This window comes from Bacteroides sp. MSK.20.82, assembly GCF_019052485.1.
GTDB lineage: Bacteria > Bacteroidota > Bacteroidia > Bacteroidales > Bacteroidaceae > Bacteroides > Bacteroides thetaiotaomicron.
Window position 1 is genome coordinate 209591 of sequence record NZ_JAHQUN010000005.1, and the last position, 21301, is coordinate 230891.

Annotated in this window: 11 protein-coding genes; 10 read left to right on the top strand and 1 reads right to left on the bottom strand. The window is 42.3% G+C overall.

Features of this window, described 5'->3' with window-relative positions:
* Positions 1–257 precede the first annotated feature (257 nt).
* From KTR07_RS07845 to KTR07_RS07875, 7 genes are all read left to right on the top strand, one after another.
* A complete protein-coding gene (locus KTR07_RS07845) occupies positions 258–1052 on the top strand; it encodes a LiaI-LiaF-like domain-containing protein (RefSeq protein ID WP_072066248.1) in 795 nt (264 codons plus the stop codon).
* A 3-nt stretch (positions 1053–1055) separates the two neighbouring features.
* Complete coding sequence (locus KTR07_RS07850) at positions 1056–1868, top strand: LytTR family DNA-binding domain-containing protein (protein WP_008761000.1); 813 nt, start codon at positions 1056–1058, stop codon at positions 1866–1868.
* A gap of 450 nt (positions 1869–2318) precedes the next feature.
* Positions 2319–3998, top strand: coding sequence for a polysaccharide lyase family 1 protein (locus tag KTR07_RS07855; protein WP_072066249.1), 1680 nt, complete (start codon positions 2319–2321; stop codon positions 3996–3998).
* A gap of 29 nt (positions 3999–4027) precedes the next feature.
* Entirely contained in the window at positions 4028–5695 is a 1668-nt protein-coding gene (locus KTR07_RS07860; RefSeq protein WP_048694803.1) for a fibronectin type III domain-containing protein, read from the top strand.
* A gap of 47 nt (positions 5696–5742) precedes the next feature.
* The gene (locus tag KTR07_RS07865; RefSeq protein ID WP_181590422.1) at positions 5743–9150 is read left to right on the top strand and encodes a TonB-dependent receptor; all 3408 of its coding nucleotides are present in this window, start codon (positions 5743–5745) and stop codon (positions 9148–9150) included.
* A 14-nt stretch (positions 9151–9164) separates the two neighbouring features.
* The gene (locus KTR07_RS07870; protein ID WP_055229639.1) at positions 9165–11240 is read left to right on the top strand and encodes a RagB/SusD family nutrient uptake outer membrane protein; all 2076 of its coding nucleotides are present in this window, start codon (positions 9165–9167) and stop codon (positions 11238–11240) included.
* A 290-nt stretch (positions 11241–11530) separates the two neighbouring features.
* Complete coding sequence (locus KTR07_RS07875) at positions 11531–13117, top strand: glycoside hydrolase family 28 protein (RefSeq protein WP_113748803.1); 1587 nt, start codon at positions 11531–11533, stop codon at positions 13115–13117.
* A 232-nt stretch (positions 13118–13349) separates the two neighbouring features.
* Here the strand turns inward: KTR07_RS07875 and KTR07_RS07880 are convergent, their stop codons facing one another.
* Positions 13350–17702: a hybrid sensor histidine kinase/response regulator transcription factor gene (locus tag KTR07_RS07880; protein ID WP_117981322.1), complete on the bottom strand. Its 4353-nt coding sequence runs from the start codon at positions 17700–17702 to the stop codon at positions 13350–13352.
* A 444-nt stretch (positions 17703–18146) separates the two neighbouring features.
* Between KTR07_RS07880 and KTR07_RS07885 the strand changes: the two genes are divergently transcribed.
* From KTR07_RS07885 to nagB, 3 genes are read left to right on the top strand one after another with little or no spacing between them, the layout of a single operon-like run.
* Entirely contained in the window at positions 18147–19121 is a 975-nt protein-coding gene (locus KTR07_RS07885; RefSeq protein WP_062695680.1) for a TIGR01212 family radical SAM protein, read from the top strand.
* A 55-nt stretch (positions 19122–19176) separates the two neighbouring features.
* The gene (locus KTR07_RS07890) at positions 19177–20373 is read left to right on the top strand and encodes an FprA family A-type flavoprotein (RefSeq protein WP_008764349.1); all 1197 of its coding nucleotides are present in this window, start codon (positions 19177–19179) and stop codon (positions 20371–20373) included.
* A gap of 45 nt (positions 20374–20418) precedes the next feature.
* Positions 20419–21231, top strand: a complete 813-nt coding sequence (gene nagB, locus KTR07_RS07895; protein ID WP_008761009.1) for a glucosamine-6-phosphate deaminase — start codon at positions 20419–20421, stop codon at positions 21229–21231.
* Positions 21232–21301 lie beyond the last annotated feature (70 nt).

Genomic DNA, 21301 nt, shown 5'->3' on the forward strand with positions numbered 1-21301 from the left:
GTACTCACGTATTGTGTTAATTATATGGTTGCAAATGTATAGGGAAGAAAAGACGTCGGTGTGCAATATTTGTTTTTCACATTGTATTTTTTGTTATTAGATTCAATTAGAGCATAATTTATTGCGCTTTACTCTGTTCCATTCACCGATTTTTATCCGGTATTCATCGGTTTACTGACCGGAAATCATCTGAAAAGCCTGTAAGGGCACAAAGAAATGATGTATCTTTGAACCATCAATCATTAATCATAGAAACGATGGAACAGAAATCTAAATTCTCATCTCTTACAGGTTTTTCAGGAAAACTTTTGGTAGCTTCATTATTTATCCTTTCAGGGATTTTGTTGTTCGCCCGCAATATGGGTTGGATTACTGCTGAATTATTTAGTATAATAGTATCATGGTATTCTCTTTTTATTATAATGGGAATTTATTCGATGATACGCCGTCATTTTGTTGGTGGAATTATCCTTGTATTGGTAGGTGTTTATTTTTTGCTAGGAGGTCTTTCATGGCTGCCTGAGAATTCTCAGGCAATGGTCTGGCCCTTAGCTTTGATCATAGCCGGAGTTTTATTTCTTTTTAAATCCGGACACAGAGGACCATGGAATGATAAACAGCGTATGTTTCGTGACCATAGAGAATGGATGAAACATGGACATTATGGTCATGCGGGCATGAACTTTGCCAACAATCAGCAGCAAAGTGAATCGGAAGATGGCTTTCTGCGTTCTGATAACACTTTTGGAGCTGCACGTCATGTTGTGCTTGATGAACTTTTTAAAGGAGCAGTCGTCCGTACCTCTTGTGGAGGAACAACGATTGACCTGCGCCATACTCATATCGCACCGGGAGAAACATACATCGATTTGGATTGCAGTTGGGGAGGCATCGAAATATATGTCCCTTCTGACTGGAAAGTAGTATTTAAGTGCAATGCTTTCTTTGGCGGTTGTGATGACAAACGCTGGCAAAACGGGAATATTAACAAGGAAAGTGTATTAGTCATTCGGGGAAGGCTTTCTTTTGGCGGACTGGAAGTTAAAGACTAACGTATGAAAACACATCCGATTATAGATTATCCTTATCGTTGGGTGCCGGTACTGGTGGTAGCGTTGGTTCTGGTGGTAGCTCAGGTAATGATAATGAGTGTATACACAGGTGCGGACTATGTGCCTGCTGTCATAGACGGAATAGCGACAATCGGTTGGTTGATGGCATTAGGTTATTTGGTCTGGTTTGTTGTCGGAGTAGTCTCTATCTTTCAGACGGAAGTCATTACTCTGGTGGCAGGAATACTGATCTGGATAGCCGGCAGCTTTATGGTTTACGATATTGTAACAAGGATAGCCGGTATACCCTATATCACTTTTGCATCTACCATCCCTTTTCGTTTGTTGTTTGGCATTCCGACCTGGGTTGCCATTCTTCTTTGGTATCGTTTGATTGTCGCTAAAGAAGATGCACTGAATCAGGAACTGGAAAAAGAATTGATAATGCATCAACCGGTTAGCCTGCCGGAAGAACCGCAGATAGAGCAGATCGACCGTATCACAGTGAAAGACGGTTCGAAAATTCATTTGATTAAAACGGATGAATTAATCTACATACAAGCATGCGGAGACTACGTTATGCTGATTACTCCTTCGGGGGAATATCTGAAGGAACAGACGATGAAGTATTTTGAGACTCATTTGCCTTCCGATACCTTTGTTCGTGTCCATCGCTCAACGATTGTCAATGTCACTCAAATCTCCCGTGTAGAATTGTTTGGGAAGGAAACGTACCAGCTATTATTGAAAAATGGGGTTAAACTTCGGGTAAGCCTTTCGGGTTACAGGTTATTAAAAGAACGTTTAGGACTATAAGAAATAGCTATTTGATCAACGGATGATTCATTTTCGTTCGTTATCAGCTAAAATTTGAGTGTCCATCAGGCGGCTAGCATTTAGAGTAATGAATGCTAGTCGCCTGATGGACACTTTTATTCTAATCCAAGCAAATACTGAAAATGACTAGTCGAAATTACTATGTAAAGTAAAATATGGAATTTTTGGTATTTTAATCCCAAAATCTCGTATCTGATATTTTAGTGATAAAATAGTGCACCTAAACGCTCAAAAAGTCCCCTCGCTTTATGTTTTATATAACTTCTTTTGCACATATGAAACAAAAAATAAGAACTATAAATCAGGAATATTAATGAATAAACACAAGATAATTCCTGTTTCAATTTTCCCCATGTTTTCAACGATTGATTTGCATGTAATATAAGTATTGATTAGATAGTAATATGTATTAACTTTAAATTGAAATGAATGAAAAATTGTGCATTTATTAAGAAATGGAAATCCTGGTATCAACGCTTTCCTGTGCTTATTAGAATGACGTTTGTGGTAACTCCAGTCTTTTTCAGACGTTACCTGGTACAATATCCTTTTTGTGCTTGTCTTTTATTTTTAGGGGCGTGTACCGATGTCAAAGGGTTTACTAATATGGAGTTAGGTCCCTATGCGAAAGGACCGGAGGTATTAAAGGCTTTCCCTACAGCTGAAGGCTTCGGTAAAAATGCTACGGGAGGTCGTGGAGGAAAAGTCGTTATAGTGACCAATACCAACGATGACGGAGAGGGCTCTTTTAGATGGGCATTGCAGCAATGCTCACAAAACGAAGCAACTACTGTTGTTTTTGCAGTTTCGGGCAAAATAGAATTAAAGTCGGAAATCCGTTGCAAAGCTAAGAACTTCACGCTGGCTGGACAAACAGCTCCCGGTGATGGTGTTTGTATCATAAAGAATGAAATAAATTTTGGTGGTTCGGAGAACTTTATTATTCGGCATATGCGTTTTCGTGTCGGTGAAAAAGATGCGAGTGGAAAGGAACATAATGCTGCTTGTCTGCGGGTGGAAAATGCGAATAACTTTATAATTGACCACTGTTCCTTCAGCTGGGCTAGTGAAGAGAATACCGATTTTATTGATACTCATTTTTCTACAGTGCAATGGTGCATTTCCAGCGAGGGGCTTTATTATTCGGTCAATAAAAAAGGTGCACGTGCTTATGGTGGTGCGTGGGGAGGAACTTCATCTACTTATCACCATAATCTGTTTGCTCATTGTAATAGCCGGACACCATTGATGAATGGCGCACGGGGGAAGGATCCTGGACAGGATATCGTTGTTTATATGGAATATATTAATAATGTGAATTATAATTGGGGTAGCCAAATGGCTACTTATGGAGGTATGGACGAGTCTCAGGATCCGGAACATCATGGATGGTCATGTAACTTTGTGAATAATTATTATAAACCGGGGCCCGCTACGACAGCCCGGGTAAAAGAACTGAAATTCTTCCGGCAATCAAGCGCCCGTGAACCCAATAAGGCACCTTTGCGTGCCGTTTCAAAGTGGTACTTTCATGGTAATGTAATGGAGGGTAATTCTCAACTGACTTCCGACAATTGGGAAGGTGTATATACGGATGGTAATTATCCTTATTCTATCGATGAGATGAAAGCTTCTTCTTTCATTATTCCTTCAGGGAAAGAGAATTATGAACAATATTGGTTCGACTGGGAATCATACACTTTATCTGACCAATATGAATCTGCGGAGAAAGCTTATCAATCTGTGTTGGCTGATAAAAGTGGTGCCGGCGCATTTCCCCGTGATAAAGTAGATGCGCGTATTGTAAAAGAAGTGAAGAGCGGACTTTGTACTTATACAGGAGCCGGAGACGCCAATAGTGGTGCTATCCCGGGCATAATAAATAGCCCGGATGAGGCTGAAGGTCTGGATGGACTGACGTATAAAACCAGCGGAACCATTACGGATGCGGATCAGGATGGCATGGATGATGCCTGGGAGAAAAAGGTTGGTTTGGACCCTGCTAATCCGGAAGACCGTAACAGGACAACAGAGGTTGGTTATACAGCTTTGGAAGTATATCTTAATAGTCTGGTAGGTGAAAGTATTTCCTACAACTTTAAGAAGTGAAATCAGTGTTAATATTAAAATAGAATGCTATGAATTTATTGAAATTAATGACAGTAGGGTGCCTGTTAAGTTGTTTTTCAGGACTAATGACAAGCTGTTCGGACGATGATGATGCCGGCTCAAAAGTATTGTTACGACCGGTTACTGCTATGGAGATAGTGCAAAACAAGGCATATCTTAGTTGGAAAAGCGTAGAAGGAGCGACCGAATATATCGTCGAGGTGTATAAGGTGGTGGATAAAGGGGAAGAACTTTATAAGACGGAGACCGTGCCGGGTGACCGTTCTTCCTGTGTGATAGATTTAGACTGGGAAGAAAACTACAAGTTTAAGGTGAAATGTGAAGGTAACGGAAGGCTGTCCGGTTATTGGGAAACAGAGGTGACGGGTGTTCTTTACCGCCCTTTGTCGATAGAGTTAGGAGAAGCTCGTACTATAGATACACAGGCTCTTATTTCGTGGACGCCTAATGATACTGTTGTGATTACAGCTCTGACTGCTGTTCCGATGGGGCTGGAGACTGTTAATTCTCAAGATATAAAGGTTTATAACGTTTCTTCCGAAGAATATCTGGCCGGCTCCAAAATTATAGATGATTTAACTCCGGAGACTTCTTATCGTGTTAGTTTTTATTCGGGTGATGAACAGAGTTCGGATACTTATCAGGCACGCATAGAAGTAAAGACAACTGTAACCGAAAATCTGGATGAAGATTATGGGACGGCAAACCGGATAGATTTGCGTAACGAAGCATTTGATCCTGATTATTTTAATAAACTTGACTGGAACTCTCTGGCAGAAGGTACAACCTTTGTGCTTCCGGCAGGTAAGACGTACGTGTTGAATAGTGGAGAAACTGTTATTGAGTTTGCACATTCAGTTCATTTTGTTACTCCGCAAACGTTGGAAGATTATCCGACATTTAGTTTTGATAACGCTTTCCGTATAGTAGAAGGCGGAGTTGTAGACAAGGTTACTTTTAAACGCATCAATCTTAGGGCTTCCAAATCATTAAGTGAGGTTGCTGATAACAGTTTGAGTGGTAAACAAGTGATTTGTCCGGAGTCCGATGTTTTTCTGATTAACACGATTGATTTCACTAATTGCTATATTGAGAATTTCCGTTCTATTGTCCGTTCAAAAAAGGCTACAGGAAATGTAGGAGCTATTGCTTTCAAAGAATGTACCATTAACGCAATCGGTAATCAGGGTATAGTTTCGACTGATGGCAAAAATGGAAATTACATCAATGATGTCTCTTTTGATGAGTGTACTATCACTAATATTTGCGGTATTGCAGATTTGCGGAATAGTAGCAGCGGAAAGAGTATTTCGATTACAAATACTACATTCTGTTATGCGCCGATGGAAAACTCCTTCTTATTCCGGGTAGATCCGAGTATTGCTGTCAAGATTGAAAATTGTGTATTTGGCGGTTCCATGAAAATAGACGGAAAACTTCCGAAATTTAATGAACTGGGGTCCGGAGGACAGGATGATTATACCGGCGTATATCCTTTCAGTTCGGTTAATAGTTTTCAGGCTAATGATCGTACCTCAAGCAAAGGAAGCCTCGGACTGAGTGATTCTAAAATGTCAACTGCCACTCTGTTCACTGCTCCGGGGACTAACAATTTTAAATTGAACGAGTTATTCACAGGTTGTTCCAGCGTAGGTGCTTCAAAATGGAGACGATGAACCGCGCATTAAATAATATATATAATATGAATAAACACATTGTATTTATGAAGTTCAAGAGATCTTCATTCATTAAAAAGGTAGGCGTGCTATTGTGTTTCGTAGCATTTGCGCTGTCAGCCAATGCACAGACCCGAAAGGTTACAGGACAGATAGTGGACGAAAGTGGCCAGCCGATTATCGGAGCTACTATACGGTTACAGGATGCTACGACAGGTACTATTACTGATATTGACGGTCACTTTTCGCTGAATGTGCCGGATGGGAAAAAGGTGGTAATATCTTATATCGGATATCTGAAACAAGTAATCCTGCCGAAAGGCGATACTTTGAAAGTCATTCTTCAGGAAGATAACCAGAAACTTGATGAAGTAGTCGTAGTAGGTTACGGTAGTATGAAACAGAAAAACATTACCGGTTCCGTATCGACTATTTCTGCTGAAGAACTGGAAGATCTTCCGGTATCCAATCTTTCGGAAGCCTTGCAGGGAATGGTGAATGGCTTGAATGTACAGTTAGGCTCCAGCCGTCCGGGTACGAATGCCAATGAGGTTTATATCCGTCAGAACCGGACTTTCACCGGAATATCCAAGGATGGCGGTAATTCCACCCCTTTGATTATTATTGATGATGTCATTCAGTTAGGAACGAATGGACAGCCGAGTATGGAGCAGTTTAATATGCTGGACCCTTCAGAAGTAGAAAGTATAACTGTGTTACGTGATGCCAGCGCAGCGATTTACGGTTCTCGTGCTGCCAATGGTGCAATTCTTGTAAAGACCAAAAGAGGGAAAAAAGGAGTACCTGTTATTTCCTATTCAGGTAAATTTGCCGTGAATGATGCCGTTAGTCATTCCAAGGTGCTGAAAGGTTCTGCTTATGGACGTTTCTATAATGCTTTGGCGATAGGTTCCAATAAAGCGAGTGGTTATGATGACCTCGACGTGTTGTATAGTGATATGGAATTGGCTGAGATGGATAACCTGAATTATGATTGGCTGGATAAAGCCGGTTGGAAATCGGCTTTCCAACAGACACATACACTGAATGTTACCGGTGGAAGTGAACGTGCTACATATTATGCCGGAGCTACTTATTTTGACCAGGGAGCTAATTTGGGTGATCAAAGCTATAAGCGTTATACTTACCGTGCCGGTGTTGATGTGCGTTTGACGAATGATATTAAATTATCAGCCACGGTTGCCGGTAATGAGGGTAAATCCGATCAGATCTATACAAAAGGGGCTCGCTTTAAACTGTACGGGATGAGTGGAAGTACGGAAAAATCAGACTATAGTGCTTTGCATCATATGCCCAACCATATGCCTTGGAGTGTGACTTTACCGGATGAGAACGGGCAAGATCAGGAATATTGGTTGGGACCTATAGAGAATACATATAGTAGTCCGAGTTTTAATAGAGATTATGTCACTTCCTGGAATTATTTTGCGTTGAATAATAGTGGTTCGTTCAGTAAGAACAGAAGCAACAGCTGGAATGCTGATATCTCATTGACCTACGAAGTTCCTTTTGTGAAAGGTTTGTCGCTCCGTGCCACTTATTCGTCTTCGCACTCAAGTGAAGCAACCGAGCAGGCTAGTTTCCCTTATGAACTGGCGTATGTAGGCGGCAGAATGCCTGCCGATCAGCATTTGGTTTATACCATCCCGAGCAGTTCCTTTAAAACGGCTATCTTTGATAAAAACAGTACATTATCATTTAAAGATAAACAGGCGGAAAGACGTCAGATGAACTTTTACGTAAACTATGACCGTACGTTTGGCCAACATAGCATTTCGGCTATGGCTTCCATCGAGCGTTATGAATCATTCTATGATTCTCGTGATATTGAATATGCCGATCTGGCTCATGACATTTCTGATACTTATCTGGGAGTCGGTGGTCCCTCCATCGTCGGGCCGGACGGCAAGTCAGCTCTGGCTTCCGACAATACAGTGACGCTTAAAGGTGAATCGGGCTCGCTTTCTTACTTGGGACGTGTGGCATATTCTTATGCTGACCGCTATATGCTGCAGTTTATTTTCCGTTCGGACGCTTCGACTAAGTTTGCTCCGGAGAATTACTGGGGATTCTTTCCCGGTATCTCTGCAGGATGGATCACGTCTGAAGAATCATGGTTCAAACGCTCGCTTCCTTGGTTTGAATTTTTGAAGGTACGTGCATCCTGGGGACGTACGGGACGTGACAACATCAAAATGTGGAAATGGAAAGAACAGTACAAGATGGACTTGAAAGGAATGCAGTTCGGTGCCGAAAGCGGAAAACCAGGTACCAGTCTGATCCCGCAGTCATCTCCGAACCGTAATGTGAAATGGGATGTTTCCGACAAGTTTAATCTTGGTTTTGATACTCGTTTTTTTGATGGTCGTTTAAGTGCGGTATTCGATTTCTACTATGATATCAATGATAACATCTTGAATCAGTTTATGGCTAGCCAACCGGGAATTCCCGTGTATGCCGGTGGTTCGTATGCTGAAGAAAATTTTGGCCGTGTTGATACATATGGCGGCGAGTTGTCTTTGACATGGCGTGACAAGGTAGGACAGGTGAACTATAATATCGGTATGGATTTCGGTCTGAACGGTAGTAGAGTGAAAGAGTGGGTGCCGGGTTTGCGCTATAACAAATATCCGTCCAGCTCAAGCTGGGAGGAAGGAATGTCTACTTATCTGCCGGTATGGGGATTCAAGGTATGGAAAGGAACCTCGAATGGTGACGGAATTTTGCGTACGCAGGATGATATTAACAGGTATTGGTCTTATCTGGAATCATATACTCCCGAAGGCGGACAAACTAAATATCTGGATAAGACAAGTAAAGACGATTTGCGTCCGGGTATGCTGGCTTACCAGGATTTAGGGGGCGAAATGGTCAATGGAGTTCAACAAGGTCCCAACGGACAGATTGTATTGGAACAGGATTATGGAAAGTTATGTGAAAAGAATAAGACTTATAATGTATCGACAAGACTGGGTGCCAGCTGGAAAGGACTTGCTATCAGTGCCAATATCGCTACTTCATGGGGTGGAGTACGCTTTATAGACCGTGCTTCTATGGGTGGTAATAAGAGTACAATGATATGGGCGCCGGATTCTTTCTGGGGAGATATGTTTGACGAAATGTACAATCCGAATGGTAAATACCCTAACTTGGGAACAGAATCTCTGATTTCCAGTTCGGCTATCGCCAACTCTGATTTCTGGATGATTAGTACCTTCCGTTGTTACATACGTAATCTGTCTGTCAGCTATACACTTCCTAAAAAGTGGATTGCTCCGTTGAAAATGTCGGCTGTCCGTCTGAATCTGACCGGTAATAATTTGTGGGATTTGTACAATCCGTACCCTAACCATTACCGTAATATGTATGATGCTTCTTCTACAGATTATCCTACTTTAAGAACTTGGTCATTAGGTGTTAATGTTACATTTTAATAATTGTGTCAACGATGAAAAAGAAAAACTTTTTATATACAGGAACTTTAGCCCTCGGTATGTTTATGTCCGGTTGCAGTGATTCATTTTTGGATATGAATAATTACGGAGCTTATGATGATTTTAATTCTGAAACGAAAATCACCTGGTATCTGGCCGGATTATATCAGACTAGTTTTGAAAACTATACATCTCCGACGTCTCAGTATTTGGGATTGTATACTTCTTATGCGCAGGATTTTAACGAATTCACGGATGAGATGTGGGGAATCACGTCTACCAGCCGGATTGACCCGAGTACGCAATATTCGACCATTGATGATATAAAAACACAGACAGATGCATCCAGCGGTAAAAGTTACGACCCCTTGTTTGCCGGTTATTTCGGCAAGGCACTAGGTTCAAGTGTTACAAACAATGCTTATACGCGTATACGTAACTGCAATATCCTGCTTCGTGACATTGATGCTTCCTCGGTTTCGCAGGATACCAAAGATAAGGCAAAAGGGCAGGCCCTCTTTCTACGTGCCATGCAGTTGTTTGATTTGGTTCGTATGTATGGTTGCGTACCTATTGTGACAACAGTGCTGAATGCTGAGGTGACCGATGCAGGACTGCCAAGATCCTCTGTGACCCAATGTGTGGAACAGATTGTGAAAGACTTGACCGATGCGGCCGCTTTGCTGCCGGATGAATGGGGAACAAACGATTACGGACGTCTCACACGTGGCGGAGCATTGGCATACAAGAGCCGTGTGTTATTATTCTATGCCAGCCCCATCTTTAATAAGAATTGGAATGATCCGGGCAACCTTCGTTGGCAAAAAGCCCTGGAAGCTACTCAGAACGCTATTTCCGGTATTACTGCCAGTGGATTGGACGGTGTGACGGATGCTGCAAGCTGGAGTAAAATATTGGCGGATGACGATAATGAACATTCTAACAGAGAAACATTAGTTGTCCGACTATTGGCTAAGGAAAGCAACTCGTCATTAGGTTACAAGAATAATCGCTGGGAGAAGAATATCCGTTTGAGTTCTCAAGGAGGAAGCGGTGGAAAAGGTGCTCCTATTGAGTTGATCGATGTATTCCCTATGGCTGACGGTACACTTCCCGATGCCGCTCATCAGGTTACCGAAGGTAGTTTGCGCTTTATGGAAAACCGTGATCCGCGTTTCTACCAGACATTTGCCTTTAATGGTTTGAAGTGGGGACATAAAGATGTCACCAATGATACGGTCTGGGCTTATCGTTGGCGAACTTCGGAGTCAACTACCAGCGGCTTTGCCTATAGTGAAGGAGTAAATATAACCAGTCCGGTATTCGTACGTAAGATGAGTGGACTCAATACTGCTTCTGCCAACAACTACGAAGCTTCGGGAGTGCATATCTATGATTTCCGTTATGCGGAATTGCAATTGAATCTTGCCGAGTGTTATGCGGCAACCAATCAGATTGATTTATGTAAACAGGCAATCGGGAAATTGCGTGCGCGGGTTGGGATTCCTTCCACTAATAATTACGGTTTGGATACTTATGTGTTTGACCGGGCATCGGCGTTGGCTGCCTGTTTGCGTGAACGTCAGGTCGAACTGGCATATGAAGGCAAAAGATATTGGGATATTTGGCGTTGGATGCTTTATGATGGAGGACGGGGAGAAGCTATGCAGTTGAGTACCACTAATACCTGTTCATTCCTGGGAGTAACTCCGTTGACCGAAAGATATCGTACAGCTAAATATGTGGATGTAAAAGATGGATATACTCCAGGCAGTAAAGATGTGTTGTCGGAACTGCGTAAGAATATATTTGCAGACCCTGAATCTGCCGATTTCCAGAAGCAACTTAAAGAAGTGGCTGATTTTTGGGAGTCTAATTTCCAGTACGGGGAGCCCAATGTGCAACCTGATAAGAACAACAGCAATGAATGGATTAAGATCGGATGGCGATCTAATTATTATATAATGGGTCTGTCAAAAGATATTTTGGACAATAACTCCTGGCTCGGACAGACCAAAGGCTGGACAGACCAAAATGGTGCTGCCGGAACTATAGATTGGCAAGATGATGAAACTCTGACCATAGATTAAAACTGTTTTCAGGATTAGATTAAGGGCCATAGTAAGGAAGAATTTTATAATACTTTTCTACTATGGCTTTTTTATGAATTATTTTCCGGAGATATACTTTGTTTGAGTACAATTTTAATAGACGAACAGGTAAATGACTATTTTTTACTCCTAATCTGTCAATAATTGAACTTAGGGGGAGTAGACTTCCATTACTTTTGCTTGTGAAATGGGAAAAACATATCAATGAAGATATGGATATTTCTGTAAGTAGTTATCAATAGGAACCCGATAAAATAAATTAAAAAGAGATGAATGGAATTTTGAAAAAGGATTTGAGAGTTGTGCTGACAGGTGTTATGATATTTATATCATATCAGGTTTATTCAAATCCGGAAAGTGGAACAAAAGAACAGGGAGACGTATACAGGAATCTTCCGTTTTCAATGCCTGAAGTGAGCCAACCTTCCTTTCCCGATTATGAGGTTAATATCCGTGATTTCGGCGCACTCAGCGATGGTGTGACCTTGAACACAGAGGCGATAAACAATGCAATCAAGGCGGTAAGTTCCAAAGGAGGGGGGAAAGTTATCATACCCGAAGGATTATGGTTGACGGGGCCCGTCGTACTTTTGAGTAACGTTAATCTATATGTCGAGAAGAATGCTCTCATTGTATTTAGCAGCGATACATCTCTATATCCCATTATCGACACTTCTTTCGAAGGGCTGGAAACTAAGCGCTGCCAATCGCCGATTTCGGCAATGAATGCTGAAAATATAGCCATCACCGGCAATGGTGTTTTCGATGGGGCAGGAGATAGATGGCGTCCGGTCAAGAAAGACAAGATGACGGAACGGCAATGGAAAAATCTGGTGAGTTCGGGTGGTAAAGTGGATGAGAACGGAAAAGTATGGTATCCTGATGCGGGTGCTTTGAAAGCTTCTGTACTTATGACCGGACAAAATAACGGGCAGAAAGAAATAACCGATGAAGAGTGGACTTACATGAAAAGCTGGTTGCGCCCTGTCATGCTGAGTATAGTAAAGAGCAAACGGATTCTGCTGGAAGGGGTGACTTTCAAGAACTCACCGGGCTGGTGTATCCATCCTTTGTCCTGCGAATCTTTGACTTTGAACGATGTGAAGGTGTTCAATCCCTGGTATTCGCAAAATGGCGATGCGCTGGATGTGGAGTCGTGTAAAAACGTACTGGTCACTAATTGTTTTTTTGATGCGGGGGATGATGCTATCTGTCTGAAATCGGGTAAAGATGAGGATGGACGCAGGCGGGGAGAACCTTGTGAGAATGTGATTATTAAGAATAATACGGTTTTGCATGGGCATGGCGGATTTGTAATCGGCAGTGAAATGTCCGGTGGTGTCCGGAATGTATACGTATCGGGCTGTTCTTTCGTGGGCACAGATGTCGGTTTGCGGTTTAAGAGTACCCGCGGACGTGGTGGCGTAGTGGAGAACATTTTCATAGATAATATTAACATGATTGATATTTCCAATGATGCTCTGACGATGGATTTGTATTATGCTGTCAATGACTTTCCGGAAACTCCGATACCGGATGTGAATGAGGAAACTCCTGTTTTCAGGAACATTTATATTTCAAATGTTCTTTGCAGAGGTGCGGAACGGGCAGTATATTTCAACGGGCTGCCGGAAATGCCTCTTAAGAATATCTTTATCAAAAACATGACTGTAACTAATGCCAAGAAAGGTATTGTAATCAATCAGGCTTCTCAGGTGAATATGGAGAATATCAAAGTGGAGGATCCTGAGGCTCCGGGCATACAGATAAAAAATGCTACAGGCATTATTATTAACGGGAAAGAATATAAAAAGGATTCCGGAAAAATGCTGCTTTCCGGAAATCAGCGGAATTAACAGATACGGAACTGTTGCTAACTTATTGGAACATAGGGATAAATAAGTATCCTGCTAGCCAAAATCTTTTATGTCTTTAGTCGTTTTTCTTTCGTAGCACCTAGGTGAGACGAATGTATTACCTAGGTGCTTCAGTTATCTGACCTGGGTGCTACAATTGTCTGACCTAGGTGCTACGAAAGAAAATAGCCGGTTATGGTGATTAATGAATGCGTACGGTCGGCTTCTTTTTTTATTTATTCTTCTCTTTATATTCGGAAGGCGTGATACCTACTACCTTCTTGAAGCATTTACTGAAATACTTCGGGTCATTGAAACCGGTCATATAGGCTACCTGTGAGAAATTATATTCCCCGCTGTCTATTAGCTGTGCTGCACGTTTGATGCGTACTTCACGTATGAAGTCTACAGGAGTCAGTCCGATGATGGACTTCAGTTTCCGATAGAAGATGGTGCGGCTGAGCATCAGATGCTCTGCAAATTCGTCGATGGTCAGTTCGGCATTATCCATCTGTTCTTCTATGAACTCCATTACCTTTTGCATGAATTGCTCGTCGTAGGGAGTAATCTGCGGTTGCGATGGGGTAAGAGCTTCTGCGACAGCTATTTCTTTTCCTTCCGTCAGTTTGGCCATATAGATTTCCTGCAAGGATTTGCGTTGGCGGAGCAGTGAAGCGATACGTGTTTTCAGATATGTGGCGCTGAAAGGTTTTGTGATATAGTCATCTATACCTTGCTCCAGTCCGGCAATCCTGTCATCCAAAGAGGCTTTTGCCGATAATACAATAATGGGAATGTGGCAGATGTTATTGTTTTCTTTGATTTGCCGAATCATCTCCAGACCGTCCATAACCGGCATCATTACGTCACTGATGATAAGATCGGGGATATTATCAACTGCGTGTTGCAATCCTTCTTTTCCGTTCGAAGCGGTGATAACAGTATAATTCTCTGATAAGATGTTTTTTAAGAAAGCTTTCAGTTCCTCATTGTCCTCAACCACCAATATAGTAAGCGTATCCGGAGCCGTATTATTCTCCATATCTTCTTTGTCTTCCGCTTCTGCTCTTTTTTCAGTCTGGAGGCTGCTGTCCGGATGAGTAGTCGGACTTTGACTGTCATTCAGAATAAATTCCACCTGACTGTCTTGTTCGAAGACTTCTTTTTGAAGAGGCAGAGTTACCATGAAACGGCTTCCTGCTTCTGGTTCGCTCGTTACTTTGATTGTACCGTGATGCATGTCGACCATTTCTTTTACCAATGACAGGCCGATGCCGGAAGACGGTTGGAGCATATTCTGCTGTGCCAGTGTTTCGAAGCGCTGGAACAAAGTACGCAGTTTAGTCGGTTCAATTCCGATGCCTTCATCCACCACAGAGATTGTCACTTTATCTGTCTGTTTTGTCACTTCTATTGTAATCGCCTTCTCAGCCGGTGTATATTTGAATGCGTTGGATATCAGATTAAAGAATATCTTTTCAAACTTATCGCGGTCTATCCATGCATATATTGATTTAAGTTCGCTTGCCAACCGGAAATTAATCTTCTTTTCTTCTGCAATCAAGCGGAAGTTGATCATTACTTTTTCAAGAAGTGGAATCAGGTCTGTCTTCTCCACCAGTACTTTCATCTTCTGATTCTGTATCTTACGGAAGTCCAGAATCTGATTCATGAGACGTAGCATACGTTCGGCATTCTTTTGTACCACAGTCAAGTGCTCACGGGCTGTGGCGGATAAGTCTTCATTTTCCAGAACTTCATTGACCGGGCTGCTGATCAGAGTCAGCGGTGTCCGGAGTTCATGAGATATGTCAGTAAAGAAACGGAGCTTGATATTGGATAGTTGTTGCTCGATATCCACTTGGTGGCGCAACCGATAAATATAAAAAAGTACATATACGATACTGCCCGTAAAGAGAACGAAGAGAATAACGTAGAGCAGCCATGCCCAGCCCGTCTCCCAGAAAGTGGGCAGTACGTTGATGGATAAAGTGCGAATATTGTCCATCCATACGCCGTCGCTGTTGGTGGATTTGATTTGCAGTTTATATTTGCCGTTCGGCAAGTTGATGTAGCTGGCAGAACGGTTCTTGTCCCCGTCGTGCCACTCTTCTTCCAGTCCTTTCAGTCGGTATGCGTAACGGATTTCTTTGGAATCGACATAATCGAGTGCCGCAAACTGGAAAGTAACATTACGCTGAGAGGGGGTGAGGCGTAATTCTTCCAGATCGTCAATGGCGATGACAGAAGATTGTCCCTGCACTTTCAAACCGGTAAAGACAATGGGAGGGACATAGGAACTTTTCTGCATCTCTTTGGAAGAAATCTCAATGAATCCCTTGTCTGTACCGAATACGATTTGATTTCGAGCGTTGATCACCGGTGCCGCTTCTGAGAAGCTAAATTCCTGGTGCAGAGAGTTAAGCCCGTAATTCTCGAAAGTCTTTCTTTGAGCGTCGAATTTAGAAATGGCATTTTCCGAAAGAATCCATAAGTTGCCTTGTTGATCTTCCTGCATGGCTTGTACCAAGTCCGAAGCCAGTCCGTCATCCGTTGTATATGTCTTGAACTCAATCTTGTTGCTGAGCAGGTTCTTGGATACGATTTGGCTGATGCCTCCCGTAAAGCTGGCTATATAGGTTCGTTTTTGCTTGTCGGTGTATGTATGCATCACATCATTTCCGCTCAGGCTGGTACTTATTCCTGACTCGCAACAATTACGATAAAACTTGATTTCTTCCGGTCTCTCAAATTGATTGGAGAAAGTCAGTAATCCGTTGGTGGTTCCTATTAACAGCACACCGCCCGGCGCTTCGGATATGTGGCGGACTTTCGAAGCGTAGCCGGTCGGGTAATTCTTCAACTCATTATCGCTGTGTATAAATTCTGTCTTACCGTCCTTATTGTAGGTTAGCAAATTGATTCCTCCGCCATAGCAGCCTATCCAGATACGTTTATGGCTATCTTGAAAAATGGAATATACACTGTTGCCACTCAAGCTGTATGGCATATTCGGTTGATGAGTGAATTGTTGTACGGAATAGGAATCCGGCGACTTTTTCTTTAACAGATAAATGCCGTTTTCCTTTGTTCCTATCCAGATATTGCCTTCATGGTCTTCAAGAAAGCAATATACGCTTGTAAAACTCTGTTTATCTTTGCTTATTTTTCCTTGTGGCGTCAGATAGCCTTCCAACTGTCCGTCCGGTTGGTACACTCTGATCATCTGTGCCTTCGAAGAAACCCACAGCCTCTTTTCATTGTCGCATAAAAAAGCGCGGGTCTCGAATCCATTGTCAATATGCACCAGATTATAGGTATGTGGAAAGAAGGACAATTTGTAAATGCCACGTGTACTGGTCAGCCAGCAGTTGCCCTGATTGTCCAGTGTGTAAAAGCGGACGAGCGGACTGAAAACAGACTTCGGATTGTTGCTGTCCTTCAGCATGGGTTTCAGTTCTTTGTTTTCACGGTCATAATAAGACAGATTCCCTTCCGGGGGGAGAACCCATAACGTGTGTTGCCGGTCTTCAAAGATCACATTCTTATTTTTCCGTTCATATCTGATCACTTCGTCGGCCGGTGTGAACAAATGCTGCATTTCCTCGGTGGATGGATTATAACGGATCACTCCTGTCGTTTGGGGGAATATCCATAGTTCCTTGTAATGGTCTTGATAAACTGACTGTACGACGCTGGAAGGTTGCGTTGATGTGCGTATATCAATTAACTGGAATTCTTTTTCTTTTATCTTATAAATAATCAGTCCGTTGTCTGTAGCCAGCAAAAGTGTATTGGAGTCAAACTTCTTGACTTCGTTAATCATCGAAACATGATAAGGAATCTCTATGAATTTGAATTGTCTGGTCTTAAAGTTGTAAGAGGCCAATTTGTCCGATTGGGAAACCAGATAAATAATTCCATCCGCTTCTTTAATGTATTGGAACGGGAAATCGCTGTCTACCTGCTTCTTTCCTATGATCGAGATTCCTTTGTTGGTCAGTATCCATTCATCTCCTTCGGAATCTTCGAAAACGGTATATATCTTGTCTCCCTTCAAGTTTTGTTTGAAGGAACTGTACAGAGTGATTCCTTTCCCCTGTTTGCAAAGTTGGTCATCTATGCGGATGGCGGCACATTCGTTTTGAAAGGTGATCCATGAGATTCCTTTGGAAAGGGTATAAATATGGTCGGCATAATTATTCGTTATCATCGTTTCTGCTACTGAACCTAAAATGTCGATGAACTTCTCTGTCTGATTGTCGAACATATACACCCGTCCGTCATAGGCTTGGCACCAGATATCCCCATATTTCGTTTCCGCTATCTGACTGATCCGGTTGGTATTCAGAATATAGCCGTCTTTGTAAGATGTCTTATAGTTTTTGAATGTATATCCGTCGAATTTATTCAGCCCGTTCCAGGTGCCGAACCATAGGAATCCTTTTTTGTCTTGTATGATTGTCTGTACTATTCCTTGTGACATTCCGTCATTGACGGAATAATGCTTGATCTGATAGGTAGGCTGGGCCACTAATATGCAAAAGTTAAAAAGAGAAATAAGAAGGAGCCAGGCGCGTTTCATAATATCGGTGTTTTTTGTTAGAACAAAAATAAGTAAAAGAATGGAAAACAAGAAGCCCGGACGCTACATTGAACGGATAATACGAAAGTTTGCCTATTTTTTCCTCCCTTTCGCTGTCTTGTCTGCCTGCTTATGCTAAAAATCCTCTTTATATTCTGTTTTTAGAACATAAAGAGGATAGTTTATTGACGAGAGTCGCATGGGGTATGGTGAGATGAAATCATAATTGGGGAATAATTGCACAAGACTTTCACAAGTATCCTCCCGTCAATGCTTAAAATCACACAAAACTAACTAAATAGTTTCTGCTTTCGCAATAAATATTAATTTATCTTATGCACTTTATGTTTTTTTTAATATATTGAAGATATTTTGGGGCATCTTTCCGTAACTCGCTGTTTTTTCTTATGTTTGCCACACAAATAACAAATGAATTAAATAGATATGTCTTATCAAATACAATATAATGATTTCCCAACCTTTCTGCGAAAACATTTTCCTTACAAAGTGCAGAAAATATCATTAAATGCCGGTTTTACTTGTCCCAATCGGGATGGGACGAAGGGATGGGGCGGTTGTACGTATTGCAATAACCAGACTTTCAACCCGGACTATTGCCGGACGGAAAAGTCGATTGCTACCCAACTGGAGGAGGGGAAATGTTTCTTTGCCCATAAATATCCGGAGATGAAATATCTGGCGTACTTCCAGGCATATACCAATACTTATGCAGAACTGGAAGGACTGAAACGTAAATATGAAGAGGCGTTGCAGGTAGACGGAGTAGTAGGATTGGTGATCGGTACGCGTCCGGATTGTATGCCGGAAGAACTGCTTCAGTATCTGGAAGAACTGAACCGCCATACATTCCTGATGGTGGAATATGGCATTGAGAGTGCCAGTGATGAGACATTGCGGCGTATCAATCGCGGACATACGTATGCGGATACGGTAGAGGCTGTTCAGCGTACCGCCGCCTGTGGCATACTGACGGGCGGGCACGTCATCCTCGGTCTTCCGAGAGAGACACATGATACAATGGTAGAGCAGGCAGGAATCCTTTCCGCGCTTCCTTTGTCCACACTCAAAATTCATCAGTTACAGTTGATTCGTGGTACTCGCATGGCGCATGAATACGAAGAGAATCCGGAAGGTTTTCATCTGTTTACGGAAGTGGACGAATATATTGACCTGGTGATTGACTATGTAGAGCATCTCCGTCCGGATCTGGTACTGGAACGTTTTGTTTCGCAGTCTCCCAAGGAACTACTGATTGCTCCGGACTGGGGACTGAAGAATTATGAATTTGTAACTCGTTTGCAAAAAAGAATGAAAGAAAGGGGAGCTTATCAAGGTAAGAAGTACAGGGATTCAGAAAAAAGAGTTATTTTTGCGGAAGATAACTTCACCACAGAATAAATCTCTGTCCTCAGAGGATCATAGCTGGTGAGCAGAAATTAATTAAAGTTGAAGAATGGAACAGAAAACAAGAATTAAAGGAAATGTCCACTATGTGGGGGTAAATGACCGTAATAAACACCGTTTTGAGGCGTTATGGCCGTTGCCCTATGGAGTTTCGTATAACTCTTATTTGATTGATGATGAAATGGTGGCGTTGGTGGATACTGTAGATATCTGTTATTTTGAAGTCTACTTGCGCAAGATCAAGCAAGTAATCGGCGAACGTCCTATTAACTATTTGATTATAAATCACATGGAGCCGGATCATTCGGGCTCCATCCGATTGATTAAACAACACTATCCGGATATTATTATTGTCGGCAATAAGCAAACCTTCGGTATGATTGAAGGATTCTACGGTGTTACCGGCGAGCAATATCTGGTGAAAGACGGAGACTTCCTTGCATTAGGCAAGCATATGCTTCGTTTCTATATGACTCCGATGGTGCACTGGCCCGAAACGATGATGACATTTGATGAAACGGACGGAATCCTTTTCTCCGGTGACGGATTCGGATGCTTTGGCACTGTAGACGGAGGATTTCTGGATACCCGTATCAATGTAGATAAGTACTGGGGTGAAATGGTGCGTTACTACTCCAATATCGTTGGCAAATACGGTAGTCCGGTACAGAAAGCCCTGCAAAAATTGGGAGGACTGCCTATCACTACCATTTGCTCTACACACGGACCGGTATGGACAGAGAATATTTCCAGGGTGATCGGTATCTACGACCGTCTGAGCCGTTATGATGCGGACGAAGGTGTGGTTATCGTATATGGCAGTATGTATGGAAATACGGAACAGATGGCGGAAGCTATTGCTGCGGAACTCTCAGCACAGGGAATCAGGAATATTGTGATGCACAATGTGACGAAGAGTCATCCTTCTTATATCCTTGCAGATATTTTCCGTTATAAAGGATTGATTGTCGGTTCTCCGACATACAGTAATCAGATATTCCCGGAAGTGGAATCGTTATTGTCTAAGATTCTGGTTCGCGAACTCAAAGGACGTTATTTGGGATACTTCGGTTCCTTCACCTGGGCAGGAGCTGCTGTGAAGCGTATGGCTGAATTTGCGGAAAAGAGTAAGTTCGAACTGGTAGGCGATCCGGTAGAGATGAAACAGGCGATGCAGGATATTACTTATACCCAGTGTGAGAACCTGGCACGTGCGATGGCGGACCGCTTGAAAAAAGACCGCTAAATAAAGAATGAACAATTATTTACTAACCTATAAAACAATCGACTTATGAGACTTATTATTCAGCCGGACTATCAGTCCGTATCTCAGTGGGCTGCACATTACGTTGCCGCAAAAATAAAAGCTGCCAACCCAACTCCGGAAAAACCTTTTGTATTGGGCTGTCCTACGGGATCTTCACCTCTGGGTATGTATAAAGCTTTGATCGATTTAAATAAGAAAGGAATCGTTTCTTTCCAGAACGTCGTAACATTTAATATGGATGAATATGTAGGCTTGCCGAAAGAACATCCGGAAAGCTATTACTCTTTTATGTGGAATAACTTCTTCAGCCATATCGATATCAAAAAGGAAAATACGAATATCCTGAACGGTAATGCTCCCGACCTGGATGCAGAATGTGCACGCTACGAGGAAAAGATTAAGTCTTATGGTGGCATCGACCTTTTCATGGGTGGCATTGGTCCAGACGGACACATCGCATTCAACGAACCGGGTTCTTCACTGACTTCCCGTACCCGTCAGAAAACGCTGACTACGGATACAATCATTGCGAACTCCCGTTTCTTTGACAACGATATTAACAAAGTTCCGAAGACAGCTCTGACTGTTGGTGTAGGCACTGTGCTTTCTGCTAAAGAAGTGATGATTATCGTAAATGGTCACAATAAGGCCCGCGCATTATATCATGCAGTAGAAGGTTCTATCACTCAGATGTGGACTATCAGTGCTTTGCAGATGCACGAAAAGGGTATTATCGTTTGTGACGATGCTGCTACGGAAGAGTTGAAAGTAGGTACTTACCGTTACTTCAAGGATATCGAAGCAGGTCATCTGGATCCGGAATCATTGATTAAGTAAGAAATATTCAGGCACGGATTTCACGGATTAACACGTTTTTTAGATATGTAATCTTTTAAAACCGTGAAAT

Bases quoted from the DNA above. Each gene is read 5' to 3' on its own strand.
- KTR07_RS07890 (WP_008764349.1), top strand. From the start codon at position 19,177: ATGGAACAGAAAACAAGAATTAAAGGAAATGTCCACTATGTGGGGGTA.
- KTR07_RS07870 (WP_055229639.1), top strand. From the start codon at position 9,165: ATGAAAAAGAAAAACTTTTTATATACAGGAACTTTAGCCCTCGGTATG.
- KTR07_RS07865 (WP_181590422.1), top strand. From the start codon at position 5,743: ATGAAGTTCAAGAGATCTTCATTCATTAAAAAGGTAGGCGTGCTATTG.
- KTR07_RS07855 (WP_072066249.1), top strand. From the start codon at position 2,319: ATGAAAAATTGTGCATTTATTAAGAAATGGAAATCCTGGTATCAACGC.
- KTR07_RS07850 (WP_008761000.1), top strand. From the start codon at position 1,056: ATGAAAACACATCCGATTATAGATTATCCTTATCGTTGGGTGCCGGTA.
- KTR07_RS07875 (WP_113748803.1), top strand. From the start codon at position 11,531: ATGAATGGAATTTTGAAAAAGGATTTGAGAGTTGTGCTGACAGGTGTT.
- KTR07_RS07885 (WP_062695680.1), top strand. From the start codon at position 18,147: ATGTCTTATCAAATACAATATAATGATTTCCCAACCTTTCTGCGAAAA.
- nagB (WP_008761009.1), top strand. From the start codon at position 20,419: ATGAGACTTATTATTCAGCCGGACTATCAGTCCGTATCTCAGTGGGCT.
- KTR07_RS07860 (WP_048694803.1), top strand. From the start codon at position 4,028: ATGAATTTATTGAAATTAATGACAGTAGGGTGCCTGTTAAGTTGTTTT.
- KTR07_RS07880 (WP_117981322.1), bottom strand. From the start codon at position 17,702: ATGAAACGCGCCTGGCTCCTTCTTATTTCTCTTTTTAACTTTTGCATA.
- KTR07_RS07845 (WP_072066248.1), top strand. From the start codon at position 258: ATGGAACAGAAATCTAAATTCTCATCTCTTACAGGTTTTTCAGGAAAA.